Raw genomic sequence first — 25,752 nt, 5'->3', positions numbered from 1 at the left:
ACTGAGCCTCGAATAGTGGACACTTTAAAAAAAGTGACCCATTCGAGGTTTTCTGTTTTAAATTTTCGGATACGCTTTTTCAGTCAAAACATTCATGTGGACGCCAGACACTAACGTTCATACTTCCTTTCTCAAAAAGTAAACAAAGCCAGTTCCTAAAAAAAGCACAAAACTTCCCAAAATTACGGTGAATAACGTGATAGGAGAAACATTTAATGCACCAAAACTTTCAGCTGAATTGGACATCATCATCTCAAATGGTTGTGCCCATGGATAGTATGGAGCGAACCTTTCTGAGTTGACAATCAACATATTCGGTATCGTAAAAATCACATTGACTGCAAGTGGTGCGGCGAAGCTCGACCATGCAACAGATACAAACATTTGTAAAGCGATTAACGGTAAGCAGGCAATCCATCCTCCGATGACACTTGTGGAAATGGTGCCCCAAGGAATGTCAGCCGGGAATCCTTTTATCCATCCAATGAGGAAAAGACCCATAATAAATAAGATTTGTGTGGCCGCAATCAGAAGGCTAACAATAAGGATTTTCACTAGATACACATTTTTTCTAGAAACCGGAAGTGAAAGAAGCTGCTTCCACCCACCTCCAACATGCTCATATCGACAAACAAAACTTGAAAAGATCCCAGTTAATAACGGTAAAAAAAGAATAGCGTGACTAATTGTCATCATACCAAGCGTTGCGGTCCATTGGTGTTGTTTGGAAACTGGAATTTCACTTAATTCACTCAGCCCAAGCAACAACGATAAAATCGGACTCACGAAAATGAGCATCCATATCGAGGACTTTCGTAACTTTAGAAACTCAGATTGAAATAATTTCCCCATTTATTTCACGTCCTTTCGATTAAAATCTAGGAGACTTATGAAATAAAGTAGAATTCCCGTTCCAAGGCCAGCAAAAACCGAGTACATTGGTTTTTCCCATTCATTCATTAACAACGGCCATTTCCATGGAACCCAGTCGGCAAAGTTCATTGAATACATAGAGATGATTGCACCGAGAATTCCAAGTGTTAATGGAATGGCTTGATTTTTCAATGTAATCGCCAACCAAATTTGCAAAATGATAAAAGGTAAGGCAGCAAGACATGGAAAGAAACACATTTTGAGTAAATATAGAAACGGTATATCCGTGCCGAATTTTAATGCAATGCCAAGTACAATCGTACCAACCGCTAAGAAGAAACAAGAAATCAAAAGGAGGAAAATGGACAGAAGCACTTTACCTGTAAATACTTGAGTTTTTGAAATGGGCAATGCCAAGAGTTGCTTCCAAGCATTTGTCTGATGCTCAATATTGGCAATCATTGATGTCAATATCGTTAAGCCGATGAGAATCGTGATGATAGATAACATAGAAACCTCACCAATTAGCCCCACCCATAAATCATCCTTGTAAACTTCTGTGAGCCAATCATACCGTATTCCAAAATTGACGGCTTCCAGGCCAATGACCCCCATTGGTCCAAGAAGTACGAGAAATAGGATCATTTTTCGCTTGATTTTAAGAAACTCAGAGGCCATTATCCGCGTCATCACAAACTGCCCTCCTGTCCGGTTAATTCTAAAAAGATTTCTTCCAATGATTTTTTCTCTTCTTCTACTCTGTAAATTGAATAATCGTTTTGAACGAGGGATTTCACAATTTTAGCGACTTTTTCATCTGAACCATTTTCAATTGAAAGCTGATTGTGAACGAGATCCGTAGTATACCCATGTGTCAATAATGTCTTCCAAGCGGATTCCGCGTCATTTATTGTTAACTTAATCTTGCTCGTAGACTGCTCTCTTAGTTTCGAAATGGAATCTTGAAAAATCATTTGGCCTTTTGAAATAATGCCTACTTGTGTCGCCATTTGGTCGATTTCTGAAAGTAAGTGGCTCGATAGGACAATCGTAATCCCGTGATCCTTTGGCATACTTTTAATAAGTTCACGAATCTCAATAATTCCCGATGGATCCAGTCCGTTCGTTGGCTCGTCCAAAATGAGCAGTTCAGGATTCCCAAGTAAAGCAGTCGCAATGCCAAGCCGTTGCTTCATGCCTAAAGAGAACCCTTTTACAGGTCGTTTCGCATCCTTTGTCAGACGGACGATTGAAAGGACTTCATCAATTCTAGATTTTGGCACGTCCAATAACAGGCGCACCGTTTCTAAATTTTCACGGGCGGATAAATGTCCATAATAAGAAGGATATTCGACCAGTGATCCAACCTTTTTTAAGATGGAGAGTTTTTCTTTTTTAACATCCTTGCCGAAAATATGGATTGAGCCTTTTGTCGGTCGAGCAAGCCCGAGAAGCATTCGAATGGTCGTCGTTTTTCCGGCACCATTCGGCCCTAAAAAACCATAAATCTCACCCTTTTTCACTTTCAAATCTACATCATTAACAACTCTTGTCGAGCCAAACTTTTTCGTCAGCTTCTTCGTTTCAATAATAAAATCATTCATTTCTCTCACCTCATTTACAGCTTACCGTGTGAAGGTTAAAGTGAGGGGGTGATCAAGTTTAAATTTCGTTTAAAATGAAGAAGAATATTTTGATAAGCTAATTTATGATTATACAAATACTTTTAAATGGAGGTAACCAATGAAGATAGATAGGTTACTAACAATGACCATGATGTTGATTAATCGTAAAAAAGTAAAAGCGCAAGAATTTGCTGAGTTCTTTAATGTGTCTGTTCGTACTGTTTATAGGGATATTGATACACTCAGCAATGCAGGAATTCCCGTTATTAGTTATCAAGGTGCAAATGGTGGAATTGGTCTGCTTGAAGGCTACAGAATAGATAAGCAAATTCTTACGGAGGAAGAGATCACATCCATCTCGATTGCTTTAAAAAGCATACTTACTTCCCATGAAGACCTTTCCGCTAAAGCGGTATTAGAAAAATTAGAAGGACTTGCGGAAAAGAAGGGACAGCAAGCTTTCGACTATCTATTCGTAGATGACAGTCCGTGGGGGCAAAACGCTCGTTTGAAAGAAAAGGTAACATTGCTAAAAAACGCGATTACGACAACAATTTGTGTCCGTTTTTCTTATTCAAGTAGTGAGGGGAACGTCACATTCCGCTCCATAGAGCCACATACGCTCATCCAAAAAGGGAGGATTTGGTATGTGTATGGATATTGCCTTCTCAGGAACACGTTCCGACTATTTAAGTTAGCGAGGATAAAGGATCTTGAGATGTGTAATACATCTTTTATTCGTAAAGAAGTGAATAATGATGAACTTCCCTGGGATAAGGCATGGTATGCACCGAGCAAGGTGGTCACGTTAAGAATGGCATTTCATCCAGACTATCGCTTAAAAATTGAAGAGCTATTTGGTTTGGATTCGATAGAGGCCAATCAATCCATTGTGAAGATAGAAATACCAGAAGATGAATGGTTATACGGGTTTATCTTAAGTTTTGCTGACAAAGTGGAGGTGCTTGAGCCTGCTCATATAAGAGAAAAGATTCAACAAAAGGTAAGACACATCATTGATGTATACGAAAAAACAATTAAACCAATATGACATACTGCTGTCAAGTTTAGGTTGATATAGTTGAAACAAACCTAAAAAGGCGGGGAGAAAAAGATGATGAATCCAGTAATAAAAAAGAAAGACCGGTTTACTATTATAGGTATTTCAGTAAAGACGACAAACGCTAATGAAATGACAGCAGGTGCGAAAATTGCGGGATTATGGGAACGGTATTATGGACAAAAATTATTTAATGAGATTCCCAATCCTATCAATACATTTGTAACTTATGGCCTGTATTCAGACTATATAGATGGTGTGAATGGAGAATATAGTATAACTGCTGGATTAGAAGTAAGTGACCATAGCGAGATTCAAGAAGATTACGTTGTTAAAACAATACCAGCTGCAACATATCTGGTATTTACGTCTGAAGAAGGACCGATTTCAGAAATCGTAATTAAACTATGGCAAGATATTTGGAACTGGTTTGAACAAGAGGAAGTGGAGCGGACGTATACGGGTGATTTTGAGGTATATGATGAAAGATGCCAGAACCCACAAAATGCACTGGTGGACATTTACATAGCCATTAAAGCATAAAAAAAATTTAAAAAGCTTGTAACCTTTCCTAACAATAAGGAAATGGATACAAGCTTTATTTCATTTTAAATCTGTTGAATAGTCATAATTGTTCCGTGTTCGCTTGTTTCAATATTCCAGTCCAACTGCATGTCCTTTAGCATAAGTGAAACGATAGAGAGTCCTATGCCAACACCTTTATGACTCGACCTCTCTCCCATTCCAGGCCCATGATCTTCAATCACAATTTTTTCATTTTCAATTCGAACCGCTACAAACTGTCCGCTTTTCGCGTGACGGTAAATATTTTGAAACAGGTTATCCAAAACACGGTGGACCCACTGAGGATCGACATCCCACATCAACCGTTTATCCGGAATCGTTAACTCAATATCAAACTGAAGATTTTCAAAGGTAGGATACCAGGCCGCAAATGAATTTCGAACGAGTCGAACCATATCTACATTTTCTGGATAGTACGGATACTTTCCCGTTGTCAACAACGTGTACGAGAGTAGATTTTCAATAAGCTCGCCCATATAACCTACTTTTTCATCAATGAAGTCTAGAGACTCCTGTCCCTTTGTACTGAGTGGTTCTTTCTTTAAACGATAAGCGTGCCCACGTATTGTTGTAAGGGGGGTACGTAAATCATGCGATAGATTCGCAATGAGTTCTTTTCTAAGCTCTTCTTCCTCCATCTCACGTATTCTACTCATTTCTAGTTCTTGAACCATCCGATTGAAGGAGTGTTCAAGACGGCCGATTTCGTCTTGTTTGGACACTTCAATAGTCGTTGGAATTCCATTCGCTTCAGGCGTTGCCATCACTTCTTGCAAATGAAGTAGTCTTTTTCGAATCCGATAAAAAAAGAGCGTAGAAATTAATATAAATAGAGCAAATATAAACAAAAGAGCCACTGGGAAAAAATAATTATATTTTGCTCTTAATTTGTCATTTGGACTCACCATATCCGGACGTGGGATTTGTAACACCATAAAGCCTTCTTGTTGTTCATGCCCAATAAAGGCGACAATGGTAAATGGATCGACTGTGTATCCACGATTTTTTTTCATGAAATGAATGGCATCCAATGCTGTCCATGTGTCGGGTACAGCAATCGATTCAGGAAACTTATCTTTTGTCTGGCCTCTATCATCAACCCAATACATAGATGCTTCTTGATAAACATTTTTTAATTGTGATAATCTTTGATGGATTTGCTGTTCAGAAGCACCTGATAAACCTTTGGCTGTTTCAATCCACATTTCTTCTAAATCCGTTCCATTATAGTATCGAACTGAAGACTCAGCTTGTTCGATACTATTATAATAAATAATTGATAAAACAGGCATGGAAAAAGGGAGTATCATCATCGCAACCAAAATGATTAACAAATACTGCGCCAATAATGACTTTCGCAGTTTTTTCATTGTTTCACCCTATAGCCGAGGCCACGAATTGTTTCGATAATTTTAGGCGAACTTGGCTCTTTCTCAATCTTTTCTCTCAAGTAGCGGATATGGACCATCAAGGACTTATCCCCTTCAAGATAAAATTCTCCCCATACAGCCTCGTAAAGCTGTTCTTTTGTCAAAATTTGATTTGGATGTTCCAATAAATACATGAAAATTTGACGCTGTTTGGCCGTCAACAAAACTTCTTCACCGTTATCTTTTAAAATTCGGTTTTCCATTATGTTAACCGTTAAATGACCAATCTGAATCTCTTCAGGTAACGTCCGTCGATTCCTTCTTAGTAACACTTCAATTCTTGCAGCAAGCTCTTCAGGATGAAACGGTTTCGTCACATAGTCATCTGCGAACTGTAGCCCTTGTAACTTATCATCCACAGCGGTCCGAGCCGACAACATCAGAATTGGAATCTCGGGATGATTGCTTTTCAGTCGCAGTCCTACCGTAAACCCATCTAGCCCAGGAAGCATCACGTCTAAAATGACTAAGTCCGTATTACCAAACGCTTCTTCCATCCCATCCCCGGAAGTAAGCCAGCGTACCAAATAACCACGCTGCTCCAAGTCCTCTTTAACAATGCTACCAATTTCTATATCATCTTCAATATATAATATTTCCTTCACTACCATTCCCCACCTTTATCAATGTAAGAGGTCCGAAAAACTTTCTAATGTGACTACTCATCTTTACTATATCCTATCATAATGGGATTCTCGTCTATGTATAAAGCATTGGATTTTCCGAGGTTATCGATAGCCTTCAAATCGACGGATTGTTCCAGGGGGGTAATCATTTGAGCGGTTGAAGAGGAAGTAAAGAATGGAAGTAACTGTGTGATTCGCCCTTCCTTAGTTTACTTCAATAAAGGGCTAATAATATATGTGACATATGAAAAGGGAACACCTCAAATATAAACCAATCTAGAAAAAAGAATTATTCGAACATTCATGCGTGTTGAGTTGGTAACTGTGGTAAAATTCTGTTAATTAATAAAGTTACTATTGAACTACGACAATTGACTTAGCTAGCACTATATTGCAAATGGGAATTATAGGGTGATGGTTCTTGTGAAAAGTGGCGGATTAAATTGATTATCTATAACGAACCATCGTCTCGTTTTTTAGAACATATTCTGGATAATGAAATTGGTTATGTACTACAGAACAACGTAAAGAACCTCATGAATAAATCCATTTCCGCCAGTGAACTAAGGTCATGGGAAAATCCCCTTCCACAAATGGCTTGATGGAAGGGGATTTATGATAGATTAATGGATGTTGTTAAGTGAATGATGCTCAAATAATTACTATAGAACCCCACGCTATAAAAATTTCCCGATGAAGAAGCAAAAAATGCAGTGGAACAAGCACTGGATGCTGGCTATCGTTTGATTGATACTGTAAAAAGTATTTCACTATATATTGCTATTAAATAGAGCTTAATTTCAAGTATTGTGCGCATACTATTCAGTAATTACAATACAATTCTATAATAATAGAAAGTAAATCAACACCTCTGTGTTAGTAGAATGGTAGAACTCATTAGTTGACGTTTTCCTTGTTTCACTTTAATATATGTCATATCAAAATAAATTGATTTGTAGGAGTGTCTATGTATGATAAAACCGCTGGATGTTTGCGATACAACTTTACTTGACTATGAGAAGAAATTTAAGGCTTTGTCTGATCGCAACAGGCTCTATATAATGCGTATCTTATCAACTGAAGGAAAAACGTGCGTTTGCGACTTGAGTGGACTACTTGAATTGACTCAATCCAAATTATCTTATCATCTAAAAATTCTATTAGATGTTAACTTTATTTCTGTTGAGAGAGTTGGGAAGTGGAATTATTATTCAGCTAATCCGACTGAGATAAAGAAGGTTTTATCTCCGGATCTTTGTTGTCTATTTTATCCTGAATAAATATTTGCCCAACACATCAAAAAAACTTGATGTATATGTCGACCAAACCGATTTTGTCTTACTCGGTAGACCGAGTAGCAGCTAAAGAAAGCAGCTCGGAATATGAAATCATTCTTAAAGCTATGTCAATTCAATTAAACGATTGAAATAAATATAGAGCAAAGTCGAAATAGAATTGACACGTTTTAATCTAAAGGAGGAATGAACATGAAAAGTCAAACTGCATGTTGCTCAACTGATAACTTTCCTGTTCAAATAAAAAGTAAGAAAAAAGAGTTCCCTTCACTACCGGTTGCTGTCATTGGAGCTGGACCAATCGGATTAGCAGCTGCTGCGCACCTAGCCAACGCCGGAGAGAAATTCATCGTTTTGGAAGCTGGGCCAAGCGTAGGACATCATGTCCTAGAATGGGGCCACGTCCAGTTGTTTTCGCCATGGCAATATAATATTGATAAGGCAGCCAGAGTACTCCTTGATAAGCAAGGGTGGGATGCGCCCTTCAATGATGAGCTGCCCACTGGCAAAGAGTTGGTGGAAAATTACCTACTACAAGTAGCTGAATTACCACAAATTAAACCTTCAATCCAGCTGAATACTAAGGTGATTTCCATAAGTAAAAAAGGGCTTGATAAGATGAAGTCAACCAATAGGGAGAACGTTCCTTTTGTGTTATATGTTAATAATCAAGGGGTAATGGAGCAGATTGAAGCGAAAGCGGTAATTGATGCGACCGGAACATGGGGGCAACCGAATTCCGTGAATTCTGCTGGTGTCTGGACTGAAGTAGAAAAGTCTCTTGAAAACCAAATACATTATGGTATTCCAAACATGAACAGTAAAGAGCGTGAAAGATTCATCGGAAAAAAAATTGCCGTCATCGGTGGCGGTCATTCAGCAATCAATACGATTCTGGAGCTTTCCAAGCTGAATGAAGAACGTTCAGATTTAAAAATTACGTGGATTCTTCGCAAAAAAAATGTGGAAGAAGCATACGGTGGCAAAGAGAAAGATGCACTGCAGGCACGTGGTGAACTTGGAACAAGGATTCATCAATTAGTGAATTCAGGCAAGGTTCAGGTGTACACGCCTTTTAGAATCTACAATGTAGAGAAAAAAGAGGGGTCAATGAAGCTGAATGGAGAATTAGAAGGTGAAAGTTATTCGATAGAAGGACTGGATGAGCTGATCGTCAATACGGGTAGCCGACCAGACTTTTCTTACCTAAGTGAAGTAAGACTAGCTATTGATGCAGCAACAGAAAGTGTTGGAGCACTTGCTCCACTCATTGATCCGAATCTTCACAGCTGTGGGACCGTCCGTCCTCATGGTGAAGAGGAGTTGAGACAACCGGAGAAGAACTTTTACATCGTCGGTATGAAGAGTTATGGACGCGCTCCTACCTTCCTAATGGCGACGGGGTATGAACAAGTGCGCTCAGTTGTGGCCTATCTGACAGGTGATTTTGAAGCGGCGAAGAACGTGGAACTGGACTTGCCGGAGACCGGGGTATGCAGTATAAACCTTGCGACGAACATAACAGATGAGTCTTGTTGCAACGCTACAACCGACAGCTGTTAAAGAGTGAGCTATCGATGACCGTAAACCATGGAGGTAACTTGACGGAAGAATACTTTCGCGCATATATATCGCTGGTCATGAATTCAAGAAACTATACCTTGGAAAAAGCAAAGCACTTTATGGTAGAAAGATTTTTAACAGGAAACCCAACTACATATGGTCCAATAACTGGTGCAAGTTATATTAATGCCGTAAAAGTTTTGAGTTTAGATTGATGCTAGTCGTTGATGTTGGCTGCCTGTGCACCGCGCAACTATTTAAGTATTCCTATGAAAATACCTTTGTGTTTTTTTAGGAATGTCTGTCATATTGGAAGTACCCCTTGTTATGTTTTTTTGTTTTGTAAGTACTTAACAACTAAAGCATAATCCAAGGGGTATTTTTGGTCTTTTCACTAGAATTGGCTAGTTATTTTTTTGTTTCATGCGAAAATTGGTTTTACAAATTAGAATATTCCGGTTATGTTGTACTTATATTAAATGTACGTACATTCTGCATCTTAGAACAACATATTCATTGGGGAATTTGGAAGTGGGGGAGGACTGGGGTTTGTGAAGAATATAGCCATTTTAGGTAGTAGCGGAGGGAATCTATATAATTTAGGGGGAAAATACCCGGATAAATTAATAATAGATATTTTAAAACAGTGTGATACGGCAGGTATTAATGTTAGCGCAATACAGTTTGTCGGTGCAGAAGTATCAATGGATGCGGCTAAAAATAATACTAAAGCATCCTTGTATACTCTTGAAGAAGGAAAACCTAAAATAATTTACAATGGGTCATTAAAAGATACCAATCAAGAGGCAACTAAGATGGACTTAGAAATAGCCAGACAAATTAGGAATGGTGGTATAGACGGATTAATACTAATGAGTATTGATTCTGAAAATGCAAATAAAAATGCAATTAATGCTGCGGTAGAAATGAAGATTCCTATTGTGGGAACTGGAGGAACCGCAATGGCAAATGTTAGCTCCAAAGGGGCTAATGTGATATCTACATCTGGCACTACAGGCACAACTAACAGGACTAGGGCAATATCGTTCGTTTTTTCATTATCCAAACATTGGGGTATTAAGTTTCATCCTACATTTGGGAAAAGTAATGAAAATTACAATGAGCAGGCAGGAGGTAATCCATTAAGAAGAATCAATATTCGTGGAATCATGATATCTTCTATTCCCGCTTTTATCTCAATGGCTTTAATTCTTGCCTTAAGTAAGATTCCGATATTATCCGGATTAGGTAATGTTTTTGATATTTTAATACAGGCACTTCCGGTAGTTCTAGCGGCCATAGCTGCAAAGCAAGTCTCAGATCTTGATGAAGTGTCGATTATTGCAGGAATAATAGCTGGTGTACTTTCGATTGATGGAGGTATTATTGGGGGGATTTTGGGAGGTATAGGAGCAGGGCTATTAGTACAGTTTTTATTTATGAAATGTGTACAATGGCGTTTTCCAATGACTACAGTTAATATAGTCGCTGGTGGGTTTTCAGGTATAATATCTGGCTTGGTAGTTTACTATATTTTAGGACCTTTGGCTTTGGCCGCGGGAGACTATATCAAACTGTTAATAGAGCTAACGATAGCATTTAATCCTATACTTGCTGGAGCAATTGCGGGATTATTGATATGGCCTGCAATATTAGCCGGGGTATATCATGCCGCAATTTTGCCGATTGTATTATTAGAGATGGAGCAAGCGGGCGTTAGTTTCTTAGGTGCCGTTGATATGGTTGCCCTGGTTATGGTAGCGGCTGGGATTAATCTCGCGAATATTCTTTTCCCTAGGAATAAAAGCGAAGCAGCTATTGCAACACCAGGTTTAATGATAAATCTAGGTTTTGGAACTTTCGTTGAATCTGCCTATCCATTTATGTTTTCAAGTAAAGTAGTTTTTGTAGGGGCAATTTTGTCCGGTGGGATTGGTGGAATGATTGTAGGTATGTTTGACATTAGAGGAACGGCTTACTTACCATCTTTTGTAGCTCCATTTGCTTCAACGAATTCCTTTGGATTAATTACTGCTATGTCGGCGTCATTATTTTGTGCATTTATAATCACAACTTTTGCGAACAAATTATTAAAAACAAAAAAAGCGTAAGGAGTTTATCTTATAGGAGGAATTTAGAAGAAGATTAGAGGAGATATGAATCAAAAAAACATGCTATGTTAAAGGTATGGAACGCAATAGTGGAACATGGTGGTCAAACATTGTTTTGAGTACTGGAATTACTGGTGATGATGCTCGTTTGGCGAAGGCAGTTGTAGATTCTGGAGTAAAACTTCTCGAACCAAACCATCCGGCAGTTGCACTTGCCCGAGGGCATAAAGGTGTGACTACAATGCATGAATCAGAAAATATTAGACACGAGATTGAATTGAAGGAAATGGCGAAAGTGGTTAAAGGGGTTAGAAATACGGTAGGTAACGATCCCTTCATTACTATTGGAATTCCCGGAGGATTCACGGAGCTAATACTTGTGGAATTAGAAGATGAAGACTTTAAAATAATGTCAGTTAATGGTGCAGATGGTCTACACGCTCATAAGTCTAATCTTGAAAATCTTAAAGAGTTAGTTAAGAAAGCACATAAATTTGGTTTGACTGTTGATGCATATATAGGTCATCCAGATGATTTATACACTTTTGGAATTCCAACTAAAACACGACGGTTGGCAAAAGCATTTAGTGTATCACCTGCACCCCATTTACCGTCATCGATGGTGGCAAAACGGGACGAAATGAACCTTGCCCACGTGGCGGCGGGAAGAAAGATAAGAAGTGTTGTGGGAAATAACACTAGACTATATGAGGTTTCTACTAAATATAACGAACACCCATTTTGAATAGATATTGATCAAAAAGGGTGTCTTATTGAATTTTAGCGCTACAAGAACGACGGTAAAGGGGGTAGGCATGATAAAATAGAATAAGAATTACTTTAAAGGAGTAAGATTTATGAATAAACCATTATTTGATATTCCATCGAGCACATATTCATTATTAAGTGCGACAGAACGTTTTTTACTTGAATATATACATCAAAACATCGATGAAATTGCGACGATGTCTATTGTTACACTTAGCGAACGGGCTACAGTTTCCACAGCTACTATTGTAAGGTTAATGAAGAAAATTGGTTATGAAGGCTATACGTCTTTTAAGTATAGATTAATGCAAAATAAAAAGATGGTTGATTATGATGATCAGCTCCATGATATCGATGTGGATATCAAGAAAGCGATTAAGAAAAATGAAGAAGAGGTTTTCAGAACAATTCAGCTTCTAAGTATTGGTCAAATAGAGGATACTGTGCAAAAGATGCATGATGCAGAAAAAATTTATATTTTTGGCCGCGGTTTCTCGGAAATGATTGCTAACGAAATGATGATAAAACTTCAGCTAACGGACAAGGCCTGTGAGAATCACGATGATCCGAATATTATTCGAATCAAATCTCAAAAGGTAAAGACGAATGAACTTGCGATTTTCATTTCATTAAGTGGGGAAACTACAGAACTGGTTGAAGCATGTCAAAATTTAAGGATGAGACAAGTAACGACTATTTCCCTGACAACAAGTCTCGATTCATCCCTGAGTAAGCTATCTGATATAACACTACTAGGTTATAAAAGTGACCAATCGCTATTCCCTGAATATGAGGTGAGATCCCGATTATCATTAAATGTAATCGCGAGGATTCTGCTGGATGCTTATGTGATAAGAACGAATAGCTAAATTCAAGGCTTTCCAACGTACTCGGGTTGGAGAGTTTTTTTTGCAGGAAATTATAAAATACTTGACTTGTGAGGAACTTTTGATATAGATATTTCAATTCTTAACTCCAGCGCCTAGCCCCCGAGTCGCTTCAGGCTTGCTGGGGCTAGGCGCTTGCACTTTTGTTTTTTCGTAAAGACTTTTACATATTCTGAAAACATTTTCATAATGGAGTATGGGATACTTGTTTCAACAACAACAGAAGGAAGGTGAAACCGTGATATACACATGTACCTTGAATACTGCGATTGATTTATATGTCGAGCTTGAAGAGCTAATACCGGATAGTGTAAACCGTACGTTCGACGAAGATTACCAACCAAATGGAAAAGGTGTCAACGTATCAATCATGCTTAAGCGATTGGGGATTGAAAGTGTAGCGTTAGGATTTATTGCTGGATTTACTGGTAAATACATCGAGGATTCTCTTCGTGAAATGGATATTCAAACTGATTTTGTTGAAGTGGATGGCATTACACGTGTGAATGTGTTTATAAACTCAACTGAAGAATATAAAATAGTAAATCAAGGACCAGTCATTCAGCTAGCGGAGCAGAAGCTTCTATTGAATAAAATTAAGGAGATACCTACAGGAAGTATGCTTGTTTTGTCAGGCAGCTTACCGAAAGGTGTACCTGATTCAATCATCGTTGACATCGCCAAAACTTGTCAAACACAAGGTATCCAATTAGTTCTTGATACAAGTGTAGATACGGTTGCTGACACATTAATATATAGACCTTTTTTATTGAAACCAAATGAAGAAGAAGTTGCTGACATTTTGAAAAAAAAGAAACCGCTTTCAGAAGAGGGACTAATCGAATGTGGGAATGAGCTCTTACAGCGAGGGGCGCAACAAGTAATTATATCAAGGGGAAAGAACGGTGCGCTTTACTTTTCGCAGGATGATTTATTGAAAGTCACATCTCCGCAAGGAAAAGTTGTGAATACGGCTTGTTCAGGGGATTCGATGCTTGCGACGTTTATTGGTAAGCGATTGCAAGATAGGACGATTGGAGATGCACTTTCACAAGCGGTTGCAGTAGGAGCTTCGACGGCATTTTCTAAAGGACTTAGTGATTTAAAAGATATACCTGATCTTCTCAAACAAGTAACCATTACAAATTATAAGGGGTGAATAATATGACACGTAAGAAAATAGTTGCCGCCACTGGTTGTCCAACAGGCATTGCCCATACATTCATGGCGGCTGAAGCATTAAAAATTGCAGCTAAAAAAATGGGTGTTGATATTAAAATTGAAACCCATGGCCAAGTTGGAATTGAGAACAATTTAACAGAGGAAGATATTCGCGAAGCTGATGGTGTTATCGTTGCAGCGGATAAAAACGTTGATACAGACCGTTTCCACGGCAAGCGGCTAATCGAAGTTCCAGTTGCCCAAGGGATACGAAAACCAGAAGAGTTAATTACTAAAATTGTAAATGAAGAAGCGCCTATACATTATGTTAGCGGTGCTGATATGGGTGGATATGGGTCCTCGTCAGTAAGGAAATCTTCAGCTACTGGGTCAAGAGGAAGCGGTAAATGGGTGCATTCAATTTATAAGGATCTTATGAATGGTGTGTCTTATATGCTACCGTTCGTTGTAGGCGGTGGCGTGTTAATAGCACTATCATTCTTGTTCGGGATTTATTCGGCAGATCCGGATCACGAGCAGTATAATGAATTCGCTGCATTTTTAAAGAAAATCGGTGGATTGAGCTTCAGTTTAATGGTACCAATTCTTGCTGCATTTATCGCTGAGTCAATCGCGAAACGTCCTGGTATGGTGGTTGGTTTTATAGGAGGACTACTGGCGGACCAAGCTGGGGCGGGTTTCCTTGGTGGAATTATTGCCGGTTTTATAGCGGGATATACAATTATCCTCCTACAAAGACTATTAAAGCGCATGCCGAAATCGCTTGACGGATTAAAGTCAATCTTCTTGTATCCGGTACTTGGTATTTTTCTGATTGGTATTGTCATGACACCACTACTTATACCGGTTGCCGGTTTAAATGAAGGAATGACAAACTTCCTTGCATCTGTTCAATCATCGAATCCACTTATTCTTGGTATTATAGTAGGAGCTATGTCTGGGTTTGACATGGGTGGACCCTTTAACAAAGCAGCCTATCTAACAGGTACCGCACTGCTTGCGGAAGGAAATCTTTACTTCATGGCTGGTGTATCAGCAGCCTGTATTGCACCGCCACTTATTATTGCCTTTGCAACTGTATTTTTCCGTAAATACTTTACAAAAGAAGAACAAAATGCGGGTGCAGTTAACTTTATTCTTGGATCAACTCATATCACAGAAGGAGCGATTCCCTTTGCAGCTAAAAATCCGCTCGTCGTTATTCCAATTATTATGCTTGGATCATCGATTGCAGCTGTATTGACGTATACGTTCGGCGTGCAAGTCCCTGCGCCACACGGAGGATTCCTAGTGCTTCCCGTTGTAACAGGCGCTATCCAATGGGTATTCTCCATCTTGGTGGGTTCACTTGTCGGTGCAGTACTTTATGGATTATATCGTAAAAAATTAGCTGGAAATAAACCAGTAGAGGAGTGATTCATCATGAATAATTTGATTCAACCATCATTCATTCAATTAAACGTGAATGCAACATCCCAGTCAGAAGTTTTTAAAACGATAGCAGATGTTGCTGTCCAAAATGGAATTGCTACATCAGCACAAGAAGTGGTAGAAGGGTTACATGTCCGTGAACAGCAAAGTACAACTGGATTCCAAGACGGATTTGCAATTCCTCACACACATGCGGAAGCGATAGTAAAGCCTGCAATCGTCATTGTCCGTACTGAAAATGGAGTTGAGTGGGAATCATTTGACGATCAACCAGCGTTCTTTTTCCTATCACTTCTTATACCGAAAACGGCAGCGGGCACAACGCATTTGAAAGCTTTAGCTTCTTTATCACGTATGCTTATGAATGAGGATAAACGACAGGGATTGTTGGATGCAAAAACAAATGAGTCTCTTGCTGAACTAATTGGAAATACACTTACGGAAAGCGGGGGAAATTAATAATGGCACTTATATCTACCACACCAATGCTTGAGAAAGCAAAACAAGATAAGCACGGAATTGTTGCATTTAATGTACACTCATTCGATAGCATTTTTTGGGTGCTTGAGGCAGCGGCCGAACTGAAATCTCCAGTGATTTTGCAAACGACAGTGGGCACGGTCACATCTCTAGGTGCAGAAAATATTGTTGCGGTCGCAAAAGCGGCTTCTGAGTATTATAATATTCCTACAGGTTTACATTTGGACCATTGCACAAATTTCGAAGTGATCAAAGAAGCGATTCGCGCAGGTTATACATCAGTTATGATAGACGCATCTATGCATCCATTCGAAGTGAATGTCGCAGAAACAAAAAAGGTAATGGATCTTGCGAAATCACTTGGAGTGAATGTGGAAGCTGAACTTGGAAAAGTAGGCGGCGTGGAAGATGACATTGTTGTTGCGGAAGAAGATGCAGAAAAAGCAGTTCCTGAAGAGTGCAAACAATTTATTGAACTGACTGGCGTACCTACGTTAGCACCAGCGATCGGCACAGCTCATGGTATTTACAAGGGTAAACCTAAGATTGATTTTGATCGTATCGCCAAGATTGCAGAACTTGTGGATGTCCCGCTTGTGCTGCATGGTGGCTCAGCAATTCCTGAAGAAGAGGTTCGTCACTGTGTATCTTTAGGAATGGCAAAAGTAAATGTATCGACAGAATTAAAAAATGCTTATTCAGAGGCAATTCGTCAACATTTCCTTGATGATCCAGATGCGCTAGACCCACGTGCATATTTACAAAAAGCAAAAGAAGCTGCAAAAGAAATGGCGAAATCCAAAATTAGAATGGTAGGAAGCGAAGGAAAAGTCGTTCCCGCATTCGTATAAGAATCATTAAACAGACCTTCTCCCATCTTATTAGAGAAGGTCTGTTAGTAATTTAAAAAGGAAGGGATTTAAATGAAATTAGTTGCAATCGATTTAGATGGAACATTGCTGTCAAAAGACAGTACGATTAGTGGGGAGAATGTAAAAGCGATTAATGAGGCGCAGGAGCAGGGGCATGTGATCACGATTGCTACGGGACGATCACTACACGACACGAAACGAATTCTGCAAAATGCTGGGCTAGAATGTCCAATGATTACTGGCAATGGGGCTGTTGTTTTCCATGAGGGAAATTCACTTAAAAACCTAGTGATTCCGGCAATTGTTTTGACGGAAATGCAGGAACTGCTGGAAAAAAACCACTTCTATTTTGAGATTTATACGAATAAAGGTGTCTTTATCCTACAAGAGGGTAGGGATTTATTGTACAAAGAAATTGAAGGAAATCAATTGAAGGCGATTGATTTCTCGCTGGAACAAATAACTACTGAAATTGAGATTCAATACAATCAATATGGTTTGCAGTATTTTACAGATTTTCAAAATATCGAATTCACCGAACTGGAGGTGTACAAGCTCTTTGTTCTCACGTTTGATATGAATAAAATGGTAAATCTTCAGGGGAAACTAATGGGACGAGAAGATATTTCACTTACGACTTCTGGTAAAGCGAAACTTGAAATTGGACATCCAGAAACAAGCAAAGGAAATGCACTTCTATTTTTTGCGGACTACTTGGGAATTTCAATTAAAGAAACGGTTACCATTGGTGATAATTTGAATGATCTATCCATGTTCGAAATTGCAGGAACGAGCATTGCAATGGAAAATGCAGAAGAAGCGGTTAAAAAGCAAAGTACGTATATAACAATCCATCATGATGAAAATGGTGTAGCCGAAGCACTCCGGAAATATGTTCTCAGTTGATACCTTATATATTGAAATAAAGAATCTCAATCGATCGCGCTTCGGCTACCATGAGAAATGCGTCTACGCTGGTACTTTCCGGATAGATCGCTGATATCTACTACATCAGTACAGTGTGTAAGGCATAATGTTAGGTACCTGTGGTTTGCCCCCTATATATCGGACGCAGTTAAATACTAGCTTTGAGGTAACAAGTGCGCTTCCAAGAAGGCTTTAGGTGTCTTATACCCTAAACGTTTTTGGCTTCTCTCATCGTTAAAGTAGTTGCGGAAGGCCAGTAAGTCGATTTTAGCCTGTGCATAATTATTCAAAGGATAATGAAAATCAAATTCGGTTTTGAAGTGAGAAAAGATACTTTCAATGACCGCGTTGTCCCAACAGTTTGCTTTTCTCGACATACTTGGCGTAAAGCCAAGTTCCTTTGATTTCTTATGGTGCTGAAGTGATGTAAAGACACTTCCTTGATCGGTATGGAAGAGAATGCCTTTCATTGACTGAAGATCACGTTCGTTCATTGCCATATGAATAGTAGCTTCCACTAGCTCATAAATCGGCCTGGAACCAACAGCCAGCGCAATTAGTTCTCGATTGAACAAATCAACAATAGCTGAAATGAACAGTTTTGCGCCCTCTGCTTTGATTTCGGTGAGGTCCATAACCCATTTTAGATTCGGAGAATCTACATCAAAATTTCGATTTAATATATTTGGATAAACATGGCCAACAAGGTTTGTTCTTGTTTCTCTAGTGATTCTTGCCTTTCTTATCTTAGATGCTAAATTCAATTCATGCATTAATCTGGCCACGCGTTTATGGTTTATAATATGGCCTCTTTCTTTAAGTTCTCCTGCAATATGTTTACAACCATAAGTACCTTTGCTCTTATTATACGTTCGTTTTATAGCTTTAATATCTCGAAGATCGCGTTCTGATGGTCCTTGTTGTGGGCGCTTCATGTAATCATAATACCCACTTTTTGATACACCAAGTGTCTTGCAAAGTCTTTCAACCGAATATTCCTTTCTCAAAGAAGTTATGGCATCATATGACTTTTGTTTTCGTTCTCCTTGAGAAAGACCTGGAACTTTTTTAGAATTTCAATCTCCTCTTGTTGTTGATAATATTTCGTCTCAAAGCAACGTAGGCGTTCTAATTCAATCCTATCATCTGATAGTAAGTCTGGGTTTTTCGATTGAAGACCAGTCTCACCGTGCTGTTCAAAGGTTTTGACCCAATTAATTACTGAATTTACACTGAAGCCAATTTCTTCGGCAACAAGCCTTTTGTTTCGGTTGAACTCTATCACTTGTGTAACCGCATATAATTTTGTTTCAAATGTTGAACGACGCTTTTTTAACTTTTTCCGGATATACATAATAACCTCTCCTTTAAATAGAATAATAAGGCTTTGTATATTCTATACCCTATTTTGTCCGTTTTAAGGGGGGCGACCACTGTGCGTGACACTATTCAGTGAATATAGTGCAATTGTGTAATAATACAAAAAAATTAATACCTATGCGGTTTTTCTTTATTTTTTGTATGATTATTTGAACGTGTGAATTGCTCATCTTTGTGTCTGACACAGGTACCTCTTTTTTAGATCTATAATTTCACCAATTAAGTTAGAAGTAATTAGCCGCACCCCAGTCATCTTCTACTTCAATCAGAAAAATACGCTCATCAAATCCACCGCGTTTCTTCGCTTTATCCAAACGTGTTTTTTCAAGTTCTTCGACTGCATCTTCGTTTGCCTCAGTCGCTTTATACTCTGCTAATTCCTCGTGCATTATTTTAGTAATCTCACTGCTATATTCAGCATCAGTTAATAAGCGAGATGTGAATTTTCTGTTAGAATTTTCAATGATTTCTGGAATGCGATCGCGGACTTGTTTGTTGTAGGTTGGCACTATAGTCATTTCCTTGTGTTCATCGTCATATGAACTAATTAACTGAACACAGGAGGTTGGGCATATGTTGTTTGCGATGCATCGGATTGATAAGAAGATGGAATGGATTAATCGGCTATTAGCTCAACATTCTTCGGAGATTCGTAACCCCATCCACTCAATCCATTCCCCAATCATTTCTCCAATTAATGAAAGACATGCTATGATTAATACTAAAAGTTTATTCGAGAATTCCCCCAAATTTCCTTCTATTAAAATAATCTACTTATTTTCAGTATCTAATAAAATTTCAAAAACCACACCGTAAGAGTCATTGTATTCATCGGAAAATGCGTACTATTATGAATTGTGTTGATGTTGTACGGTACACAGGCGGCATGTAAGAAGAAATATTGAAAAATAGATAGAGGAGTTGAGTGAGTTGGTTGATAAAGAAACCCAAGTACAGATTCTGCTTTATGGGAATGCATTAGTCTTTGCTTGTGAAACATTAGGTGTGAAAGATATGAGGACTCGTAAATATTCCGAAGTTTTTACAGTAAGTTATGAAGAAGTATATGAATATATTTCTATCCATGGCCTCCCACAAAGTGAGTCAACAAGCAAAGATACGCTAGTTGAAGGCTTCCATTATTTTAAGGAAGAAGGAAAATGGTATACCTTTTTTAAGGAAAGAGGCCATATCTCTTACGAAAAGAATTTTGATGATGAGGAGCTTGGAAAAAGATATATTGTCACTACCTTGCTGCAATTAAAAGGAACAGGTCTGTATTAAAGGGTAGTCTAACAGAAAAAACAGTTAGGAAGAGTGGTGCTACTATAGCGTTACTTTTCTTTTTTTCTAAGTGTCCTTTTACGAGTAGTTGTACTATAAAAAACGTAGCTGCAGTTTACTGATGGAACATCTGCTGTTATGTGAAATTTTATAGTGAAAGGAAAAAAGTTTTACAGTCAAGACAGTGCAAGTAAAAGGTTGAGATGAAACGAGAAGTTTACAGTCATATACTTTTTGAAAACATAAGGAAACGCACTGAAACATCCCAGTGCGTTGATTATTTATCTATTTAACTTCTGCAAAACCTTGACTTTCTAGTAGTTCAACAGATTTTTTCATGCTAACGCCTTTTTCTTTAGGGTCTTCGCTAAAGGACATTCCCGGTAGGTTCTCGACATCTTCGAAATTGACAACCTCATAATCTATCGCTAAAGTTTCAACTGCTTTTGAATCATCATATTCTAGTTTATGCGTCAATCCATCGATATTTTGAAATTGTTCAATCATAGGAGCAAAAAGTTCTTTTGCTTCATCTTTTGATGCAAGACCAACTAAGTCATATTGAATAATATTTTCAGTTGTTTGCATGGTAACTTTATCTCCTTTAGCTGTGTAGATCATTGTGGTCATAATACCATCATGCTCTAACTCAAATGTTCTGGTTGCTTCCTTATCACCGCTACATGCTGTTAAAAATATAACGAGACCTACAATCGATATAATTCCTATTAATTTTTTCATTAGTCCACTCCTGTTAAATCAGATTTCGACATTTTAAATTTATGGAAACCATTATTAACCATACTACAATGTTGATAATTAAGAAAGATATTGAATTATCAACAAAGCAGAGAGCCAATTGACTAGCTATTTCGGGGTGTAATTTATGCAAAGCAAAGTAAATCAAAACTGAACGGCTAATAAATGATTGGACTTTCCCTTTTTTTTAGAGCAATAGCCTAACCTAGAATGTACGACGTCGTAATTCCTTCTGGACGATTTTAAGCATGGCCGACCGGAGCTTGCGCTCGTATGGGGCAGTCCCGGATTCCGTCTTGGCGAGATAATCCTCATGGTACTTGATTTCGAGGTAGAGGATGTCTGTCGTCTCCATGACGGTATGGCGCTTGGACTTCTCCACTTCTGCCTCGATTTTTCCCGCCTCATACTCCGCAGGGTCTCGATGGGCAATCTCCGAAAGAATGACCATAATCGATCTGGTGTCCGGTGACTTTTCGTTGTTTAGCAGCGTTAGCTGTTCATACAACTTCTTGTTGGTGAACTTTTTGACCCTAGCTTCCCTGTACCTCATAAATAAATTCACAATTGCTCTCCTTCAGACCAAATTAACTTATTTTAACATTTAATAAGTGCTTTTTAAACTGAAAGCACTTGTATAATGCAAAATAGCGCGCGTTAGTGATGGTTGCCTGTGCACCACACAATTCAAACATAATTCTGAGTCGTTCTATCCATGAAACCTTCATGTTTGCTGAAATAAACATGAAAGTTTCGGCACCTTACAATAACCCGCACGATCATTTCATCGATAGAAAAACCCCTCAACGGCTACATCATAATCCATGAAAGCCTCGCTGAATAAAGCCTTGCCGATGAGTTCGCGCAAAACACCTGAATAATAACCGGGCAGATTCCGGACTTTTTTCTGTTTGGTTGTTTGAACCGCAATACGAAGGGCATGCATGGCTAATTGCTCGAACAGTTCTCCTTTGTCTTCGTGAATACTGAATTTCAGCATTTGCAGAGACTGTTTCCGGTAGACGCCGTAAAAATTACGTGCTAATTTACTTTCTCCGATCGTTGAAGAAAGAAGAGATTTCATTTTACTGAAAAGTGTAGTAGGCACAATTTCCGTAGGAGACGTTCTTTTAAGGTCTTTAGGTTTTATCGCTTTAGAAAGAAAAGCTTCGGTTTGTAGATTAGCGGGTTCAAACTTACTGCTAGAAGGCTTTTCGTCATTCTCTGGGGTGTTCAATTTCGACTGGTCATTAGTAGGTTTAATGACGTAAATATTAGCGCCTAGACCGCTCATGACTGGGCGGATATAGTGAATACGTTCGATAATTTCAAGCTTTTCTAATTTGCGAATGGCGCGTCGAACAGTTGCATTGGATTTCTTAATGGCCTTTTCGATTGTTTCGTGCTTCAAGTGGGCGGCGCCGTATTTAACGGAGTAGCGACGGATCATATCAAGAACAGCCCGCTCGGTTTGGTTCATATCGTTCCAGTGCGTAAGTACATGTTGTCTTGTTGCTGCGTCTAAATCGTGTTTGTTTGTGAAGTGAGCGTATTCAGATAGGTAAGTTGTCATAAAGAATATCCCCTTTATTCTTTATATAGAAGAAAAGTAGGGGAAAGGGGACATTTTTGTGAAAAAAGTTTTTAATTCGGCAATTGGGGAAAACGCCTATTGCTTTAATGATGGCTGTCTGGAAACCACGCAATTCAAACGCAATTCAGATCTTTTCACCATAAAACAAATCCGATTGTCGAAATAAACATGAAAGTTTCGTGCACCTAACAATAAAATAGGGGATGGACGTCTGGGTGATGGACAAATTAAAGCTGTATCGTCCCATATTCCAAAGGGCATGGACGCTGAAATTACTTTTGAAGAACGTACCCGGAAACGGGACGAAGCGATTCGACTTGGGTATTCCTATGGTTGACACGGGTACCTATTTTTATGGAACTATTTTCGTATTATATGATATTATTGTAATAGTTGGAAAAGTAGATACATTGACGCGGATGCCGACAACTGAGTGATTAACTTGGGGGGATATTATGAATGTAGAAAATAGTATGATATCGGGATTTTATGAGGGGATTTTGATTACACTCAAGATGCTTATTACATCAACTGCATTTCCGGTTGTCGTCCTATTCGTGATTTTGTGGATTATCCTGCAGTGGAAAATGCCGGTTATTAAAGGGAATTATGGGGAGTGGGTTGTAAAGACCAAGCTTCGGAAATTAGGGGATGCATACACTGTCTTCCATGATGTTTATATTCCGAATGGTGAGCGGGGACTGACGCAAGTAGATCATATTGTGACCTCTGTGTATGGCGTGTTTGTCATCGAAACAAAACATTACAGCGGTTGGATTTTTGGTGATGAATTTAAACCATATTGGACACAAGTTATTTATAAACGGAAAACAAAAATGTACAATCCAATCCGGCAAAATTATGGTCATGTTCAAGCTTTACTTACCTACATAGGACGAGAGGAAATGCAGGATGTCTATTCCATCATCGCGTTTTCATCAAACTCTACTTTTAAATTCAATAAGGGTTTCACCTCAGCACATGTCATACAGTTCCCTGATCTTATTACAACAATCAGTCAGTACAAGGAGCAGCACATTAGTGAGGATACCGTGAAGGGGATCAATGAAAAGCTCGCGGAACTTTTGGCTCTATATAAAAATGACAGGAAACTATTCAAGGCTGAGCACATGCAATCGATTCGAAAAGCGAAAGATGCCAAGCAGACGGCACGTTCACATACAAGCAGTGCGAAAAAGATGTCCAAGACTGATGCCTCACTATTATATACTGCTTGTCCGAAGTGTAATGGGGAGTTGACCTTGAAGACAGGTAGATTCGGAAAATTTTACGGTTGCAGTAATTATCCTGATTGCCGGAATACGGAGAGTGTGAATCTGGATTAGCATCGGCGGAGTGTTTGATTTTAGTATAATTAATCGAATGTGTGATTTGTTCGTCTTTTCTGACACAGTGTACCTCTTTTAATGGCTGGGGGATGGATGTTTAGAACTACATATGAATGATTAAGGCCATGGTATTCAGAAATGGATGCTAGGGTTTTTGAAAATTTGTAATAGACGCTGACACACCTGGTTAATTGCATAAAATGTAACCTGAAATCCGATACTAGCTATCATCGACGGGCTTCCTATTAAATTGTTATAAATACACTGCGCATAGGAACCGTCACAATATTGGTAGACTAGAAAAGGGTGACATCATGCCAATCATCAGACATGAAATTTCAATCCACGCTCCCATCCAAGTTTGTTTCGATCTTGCAAGAACTGTTGAAGTTCATGAGGGGAAAACGTTGCTGACGAAACAAATAGCTATTGAAGGAATTACGTTTGGATTGATGGAGCGTGGCGATTTTGTTACTTGGGAGACGACCCATTTAGGGATGAAACAGAAATTAACGTCTCAAGTCATTGAAATGGTGAAGCCATACAGATTCACCGATGCCATGGTTCGTGGAGCCTTTCATTCTTTTAAACATACACATGAATTCATTTAATGGGGCACAGAAACGAGCATGATAGATACTTTCTCATATAAATCCCCTTTTGGCATTTTAGGAAAAGCAGCTAATCATTTGTTTTTGGAAAAGTATATGAGCCATTTTATTGCCCGTCATGCCCAAAAGGTAAAAAGGATTGCTGAAGCGACGAAATACAAATTGATCTTAATTTTAGGTATCGATTCAGTAAATACAACTCAATTCAATACCTATGCGATTTTTCTTTACTTTTATTATTATTACTTTAATATTTGAATTGTTTGTCTTTTTGTCTGGCATAGGTACTTCTTTTGCGTTTTATTTTTTAACCGATACGGGATAGGTGCTGTCACCTATTCATATTTTCCTTTCAATGGGACAAACCTCACTTCATCCAACACTGTGGTATGGATTTCTCCATCTTCATCTTTTTCCAAGAGCAAGAGTTCCTGTAGGAGGGGTGTTCCTACTGGGATGATCATTTTCCCTCCGATACCTAGTTGGTCTATGAGTTCGCGTGGCACCTGGGTAGCAGCGGCGGTCACCATAATCCGGTTGTAAGGAGCGTGTTCTTCCCAACCGGTGCTACCGTCATCCAGCTTGAAATGGATGTTGGAGAAACCGGCCTTTTCTAATCTTGCTTTTGCCCGTTCATGCAAGGCCGCAATTCGTTCGATTGAATAAACGGAGTTCGAGAAGGCGGCGAGTAGGGCGGTCTGGAAGCCGGAACCCGTTCCGATTTCCAGCACTTTTGAATAAGGCTGCAAATCGAGGGCCAATGTCATTTCGAGTACGAGGGAAGGCTGGGAAATGGTTTGTTCATGCCCAATCGGAATTGCTTCGTCCATATAGGCGAATTCCTTGTGCACATCCATGAAAAATCTACGGTCCAGTTTTTGAAAATAGGTAATTATGTCTTGGTTTTGATTGGTCATTGTCCATGCTCCCTCGTTTAATAGTAACTAACATTGCACACTAATCATTACCGATAATCAATATATGTAAACAACGGTAAGCGGACGGTACCTATAAATACATAGATCGAGGTGAAATATGAACATTTCGATGGATTATGGGC

At 38.8% G+C, this 25,752-nt stretch carries 29 protein-coding genes; 17 read left to right on the top strand and 12 right to left on the bottom strand.

Going from position 1 to position 25,752, the window contains the following annotated elements; translation table 11 throughout:
- Positions 1 to 117: 117 nt before the first annotated feature.
- Genes H7992_RS16585 through H7992_RS16575 form a run of 3 tightly spaced genes read right to left on the bottom strand, consistent with a single transcriptional unit; the run spans position 118 to position 2,477 of the window.
- The gene (locus tag H7992_RS16585; protein WP_187045331.1) at positions 118 to 852 is read right to left on the bottom strand and encodes an ABC transporter permease; all 735 of its coding nucleotides are present in this window, start codon (positions 850 to 852) and stop codon (positions 118 to 120) included.
- The gene (locus H7992_RS16580) at positions 853 to 1,563 is read right to left on the bottom strand and encodes an ABC transporter permease (RefSeq protein ID WP_187047934.1); all 711 of its coding nucleotides are present in this window, start codon (positions 1,561 to 1,563) and stop codon (positions 853 to 855) included. It lies immediately after the preceding gene.
- On the bottom strand, positions 1,563 to 2,477 hold the full coding sequence (locus H7992_RS16575; RefSeq protein ID WP_187045330.1) for an ABC transporter ATP-binding protein: 915 nt from the start codon (positions 2,475 to 2,477) through the stop codon (positions 1,563 to 1,565). The genes H7992_RS16580 and H7992_RS16575 overlap by 1 nt, the downstream gene beginning before the upstream one ends.
- A gap of 139 nt (positions 2,478 to 2,616) precedes the next feature.
- On the opposite strand from H7992_RS16575, the gene H7992_RS16570 reads away from it, so the two are divergent.
- Complete coding sequence (locus tag H7992_RS16570; protein WP_187045329.1) at positions 2,617 to 3,549, top strand: helix-turn-helix transcriptional regulator; 933 nt, start codon at positions 2,617 to 2,619, stop codon at positions 3,547 to 3,549.
- 63 nt (positions 3,550 to 3,612) lie between these two features.
- Positions 3,613 to 4,101 carry a GyrI-like domain-containing protein gene (locus H7992_RS16565; protein WP_187045328.1) on the top strand — a complete coding sequence of 163 codons (489 nt, stop codon included), beginning with the start codon at positions 3,613 to 3,615 and terminating at the stop codon, positions 4,099 to 4,101.
- 65 nt (positions 4,102 to 4,166) lie between these two features.
- Here the strand turns inward: H7992_RS16565 and H7992_RS16560 are convergent, their stop codons facing one another.
- Complete coding sequence (locus tag H7992_RS16560; RefSeq protein WP_187045327.1) at positions 4,167 to 5,513, bottom strand: HAMP domain-containing sensor histidine kinase; 1,347 nt, start codon at positions 5,511 to 5,513, stop codon at positions 4,167 to 4,169.
- Positions 5,510 to 6,184 carry a response regulator transcription factor gene (locus H7992_RS16555; protein WP_187045326.1) on the bottom strand — a complete coding sequence of 225 codons (675 nt, stop codon included), beginning with the start codon at positions 6,182 to 6,184 and terminating at the stop codon, positions 5,510 to 5,512. The genes H7992_RS16560 and H7992_RS16555 overlap by 4 nt, the downstream gene beginning before the upstream one ends.
- Before the next feature lie 986 nt (positions 6,185 to 7,170).
- Here H7992_RS16555 and H7992_RS16550 point away from each other — a divergent pair.
- The 11 genes from H7992_RS16550 to H7992_RS16500 all read left to right on the top strand — a co-directional run bounded on the left by H7992_RS16550 (position 7,171) and on the right by H7992_RS16500 (position 17,694).
- On the top strand, positions 7,171 to 7,479 hold the full coding sequence (locus tag H7992_RS16550; protein ID WP_187045325.1) for an ArsR/SmtB family transcription factor: 309 nt from the start codon (positions 7,171 to 7,173) through the stop codon (positions 7,477 to 7,479).
- A 207-nt stretch (positions 7,480 to 7,686) separates the two neighbouring features.
- A complete protein-coding gene (locus tag H7992_RS16545; protein ID WP_187045324.1) occupies positions 7,687 to 9,057 on the top strand; it encodes an NAD(P)-binding domain-containing protein in 1,371 nt (456 codons plus the stop codon).
- Between the two features lie 14 nt (positions 9,058 to 9,071).
- Complete coding sequence (locus tag H7992_RS16540; RefSeq protein WP_187045323.1) at positions 9,072 to 9,272, top strand: hypothetical protein; 201 nt, start codon at positions 9,072 to 9,074, stop codon at positions 9,270 to 9,272.
- A gap of 336 nt (positions 9,273 to 9,608) precedes the next feature.
- Positions 9,609 to 11,168: a PTS sugar transporter gene (locus H7992_RS16535; protein ID WP_187045322.1), complete on the top strand. Its 1,560-nt coding sequence runs from the start codon at positions 9,609 to 9,611 to the stop codon at positions 11,166 to 11,168.
- A 115-nt stretch (positions 11,169 to 11,283) separates the two neighbouring features.
- On the top strand, positions 11,284 to 11,913 hold the full coding sequence (locus H7992_RS16530) for a hypothetical protein (protein ID WP_187045321.1): 630 nt from the start codon (positions 11,284 to 11,286) through the stop codon (positions 11,911 to 11,913).
- Between the two features lie 112 nt (positions 11,914 to 12,025).
- Entirely contained in the window at positions 12,026 to 12,805 is a 780-nt protein-coding gene (locus H7992_RS16525) for a MurR/RpiR family transcriptional regulator (RefSeq protein ID WP_187045320.1), read from the top strand.
- A gap of 256 nt (positions 12,806 to 13,061) precedes the next feature.
- Positions 13,062 to 13,982 (top strand): 1-phosphofructokinase, encoded by a 921-nt coding sequence (gene pfkB / locus H7992_RS16520; protein ID WP_187047933.1) that lies wholly within the window; start codon positions 13,062 to 13,064, stop codon positions 13,980 to 13,982.
- A gap of 5 nt (positions 13,983 to 13,987) precedes the next feature.
- Positions 13,988 to 15,421, top strand: coding sequence for a PTS fructose transporter subunit IIC (locus H7992_RS16515; RefSeq protein WP_187045319.1), 1,434 nt, complete (start codon positions 13,988 to 13,990; stop codon positions 15,419 to 15,421).
- A gap of 6 nt (positions 15,422 to 15,427) precedes the next feature.
- Positions 15,428 to 15,895 (top strand): PTS sugar transporter subunit IIA, encoded by a 468-nt coding sequence (locus tag H7992_RS16510; RefSeq protein ID WP_255428465.1) that lies wholly within the window; start codon positions 15,428 to 15,430, stop codon positions 15,893 to 15,895.
- A gap of 2 nt (positions 15,896 to 15,897) precedes the next feature.
- The gene (locus H7992_RS16505) at positions 15,898 to 16,767 is read left to right on the top strand and encodes a class II fructose-bisphosphate aldolase (protein WP_187045318.1); all 870 of its coding nucleotides are present in this window, start codon (positions 15,898 to 15,900) and stop codon (positions 16,765 to 16,767) included.
- 72 nt (positions 16,768 to 16,839) lie between these two features.
- Complete coding sequence (locus tag H7992_RS16500) at positions 16,840 to 17,694, top strand: Cof-type HAD-IIB family hydrolase (protein WP_187045317.1); 855 nt, start codon at positions 16,840 to 16,842, stop codon at positions 17,692 to 17,694.
- 176 nt (positions 17,695 to 17,870) lie between these two features.
- Here H7992_RS16500 and H7992_RS16495 read toward each other — a convergent pair whose 3' ends face one another.
- From H7992_RS16495 to H7992_RS16485, 3 genes are all read right to left on the bottom strand, one after another.
- Positions 17,871 to 18,722, bottom strand: coding sequence for an IS3 family transposase (locus tag H7992_RS16495; RefSeq protein ID WP_187045316.1), 852 nt, complete (start codon positions 18,720 to 18,722; stop codon positions 17,871 to 17,873).
- Between the two features lie 5 nt (positions 18,723 to 18,727).
- Positions 18,728 to 19,069: a transposase gene (locus H7992_RS16490; RefSeq protein ID WP_187045315.1), complete on the bottom strand. Its 342-nt coding sequence runs from the start codon at positions 19,067 to 19,069 to the stop codon at positions 18,728 to 18,730.
- A gap of 250 nt (positions 19,070 to 19,319) precedes the next feature.
- Positions 19,320 to 19,604 (bottom strand): nucleoside triphosphate pyrophosphohydrolase, encoded by a 285-nt coding sequence (locus H7992_RS16485; RefSeq protein WP_187045314.1) that lies wholly within the window; start codon positions 19,602 to 19,604, stop codon positions 19,320 to 19,322.
- 421 nt (positions 19,605 to 20,025) lie between these two features.
- On the opposite strand from H7992_RS16485, the gene H7992_RS16480 reads away from it, so the two are divergent.
- Positions 20,026 to 20,379: a hypothetical protein gene (locus H7992_RS16480; protein ID WP_187045313.1), complete on the top strand. Its 354-nt coding sequence runs from the start codon at positions 20,026 to 20,028 to the stop codon at positions 20,377 to 20,379.
- A gap of 285 nt (positions 20,380 to 20,664) precedes the next feature.
- Here H7992_RS16480 and H7992_RS16475 read toward each other — a convergent pair whose 3' ends face one another.
- The 3 genes from H7992_RS16475 to H7992_RS16465 all read right to left on the bottom strand — a co-directional run bounded on the left by H7992_RS16475 (position 20,665) and on the right by H7992_RS16465 (position 22,711).
- Positions 20,665 to 21,120: a YehR family lipoprotein gene (locus tag H7992_RS16475; protein ID WP_187045312.1), complete on the bottom strand. Its 456-nt coding sequence runs from the start codon at positions 21,118 to 21,120 to the stop codon at positions 20,665 to 20,667.
- A gap of 223 nt (positions 21,121 to 21,343) precedes the next feature.
- Positions 21,344 to 21,703 carry a hypothetical protein gene (locus H7992_RS16470; RefSeq protein WP_187045311.1) on the bottom strand — a complete coding sequence of 120 codons (360 nt, stop codon included), beginning with the start codon at positions 21,701 to 21,703 and terminating at the stop codon, positions 21,344 to 21,346.
- 219 nt (positions 21,704 to 21,922) lie between these two features.
- A complete protein-coding gene (locus H7992_RS16465) occupies positions 21,923 to 22,711 on the bottom strand; it encodes a helix-turn-helix domain-containing protein (RefSeq protein ID WP_187045310.1) in 789 nt (262 codons plus the stop codon).
- A gap of 236 nt (positions 22,712 to 22,947) precedes the next feature.
- Here H7992_RS16465 and H7992_RS16460 point away from each other — a divergent pair, with 236 nt between their 5' ends.
- The 3 genes from H7992_RS16460 to H7992_RS16450 all read left to right on the top strand — a co-directional run bounded on the left by H7992_RS16460 (position 22,948) and on the right by H7992_RS16450 (position 24,692).
- Positions 22,948 to 23,169: a hypothetical protein gene (locus H7992_RS16460; RefSeq protein WP_187045309.1), complete on the top strand. Its 222-nt coding sequence runs from the start codon at positions 22,948 to 22,950 to the stop codon at positions 23,167 to 23,169.
- An 18-nt stretch (positions 23,170 to 23,187) separates the two neighbouring features.
- Positions 23,188 to 24,078, top strand: coding sequence for an NERD domain-containing protein (locus tag H7992_RS24840; protein ID WP_187045308.1), 891 nt, complete (start codon positions 23,188 to 23,190; stop codon positions 24,076 to 24,078).
- 317 nt (positions 24,079 to 24,395) lie between these two features.
- Positions 24,396 to 24,692: an SRPBCC family protein gene (locus H7992_RS16450; protein WP_370569892.1), complete on the top strand. Its 297-nt coding sequence runs from the start codon at positions 24,396 to 24,398 to the stop codon at positions 24,690 to 24,692.
- A 335-nt stretch (positions 24,693 to 25,027) separates the two neighbouring features.
- Here the strand turns inward: H7992_RS16450 and H7992_RS16445 are convergent, their stop codons facing one another.
- A complete protein-coding gene (locus H7992_RS16445; RefSeq protein WP_187045307.1) occupies positions 25,028 to 25,609 on the bottom strand; it encodes a protein-L-isoaspartate(D-aspartate) O-methyltransferase in 582 nt (193 codons plus the stop codon).
- Between the last annotated feature and the right edge of the window lie 143 nt (positions 25,610 to 25,752).

Source organism: Sporosarcina sp. resist (assembly GCF_014302295.1).
GTDB lineage: Bacteria > Bacillota > Bacilli > Bacillales_A > Planococcaceae > Sporosarcina > Sporosarcina psychrophila.
Note: the sequence above shows the minus strand (reverse complement) of the source record. Positions and strands in the feature narration are given on the sequence as shown.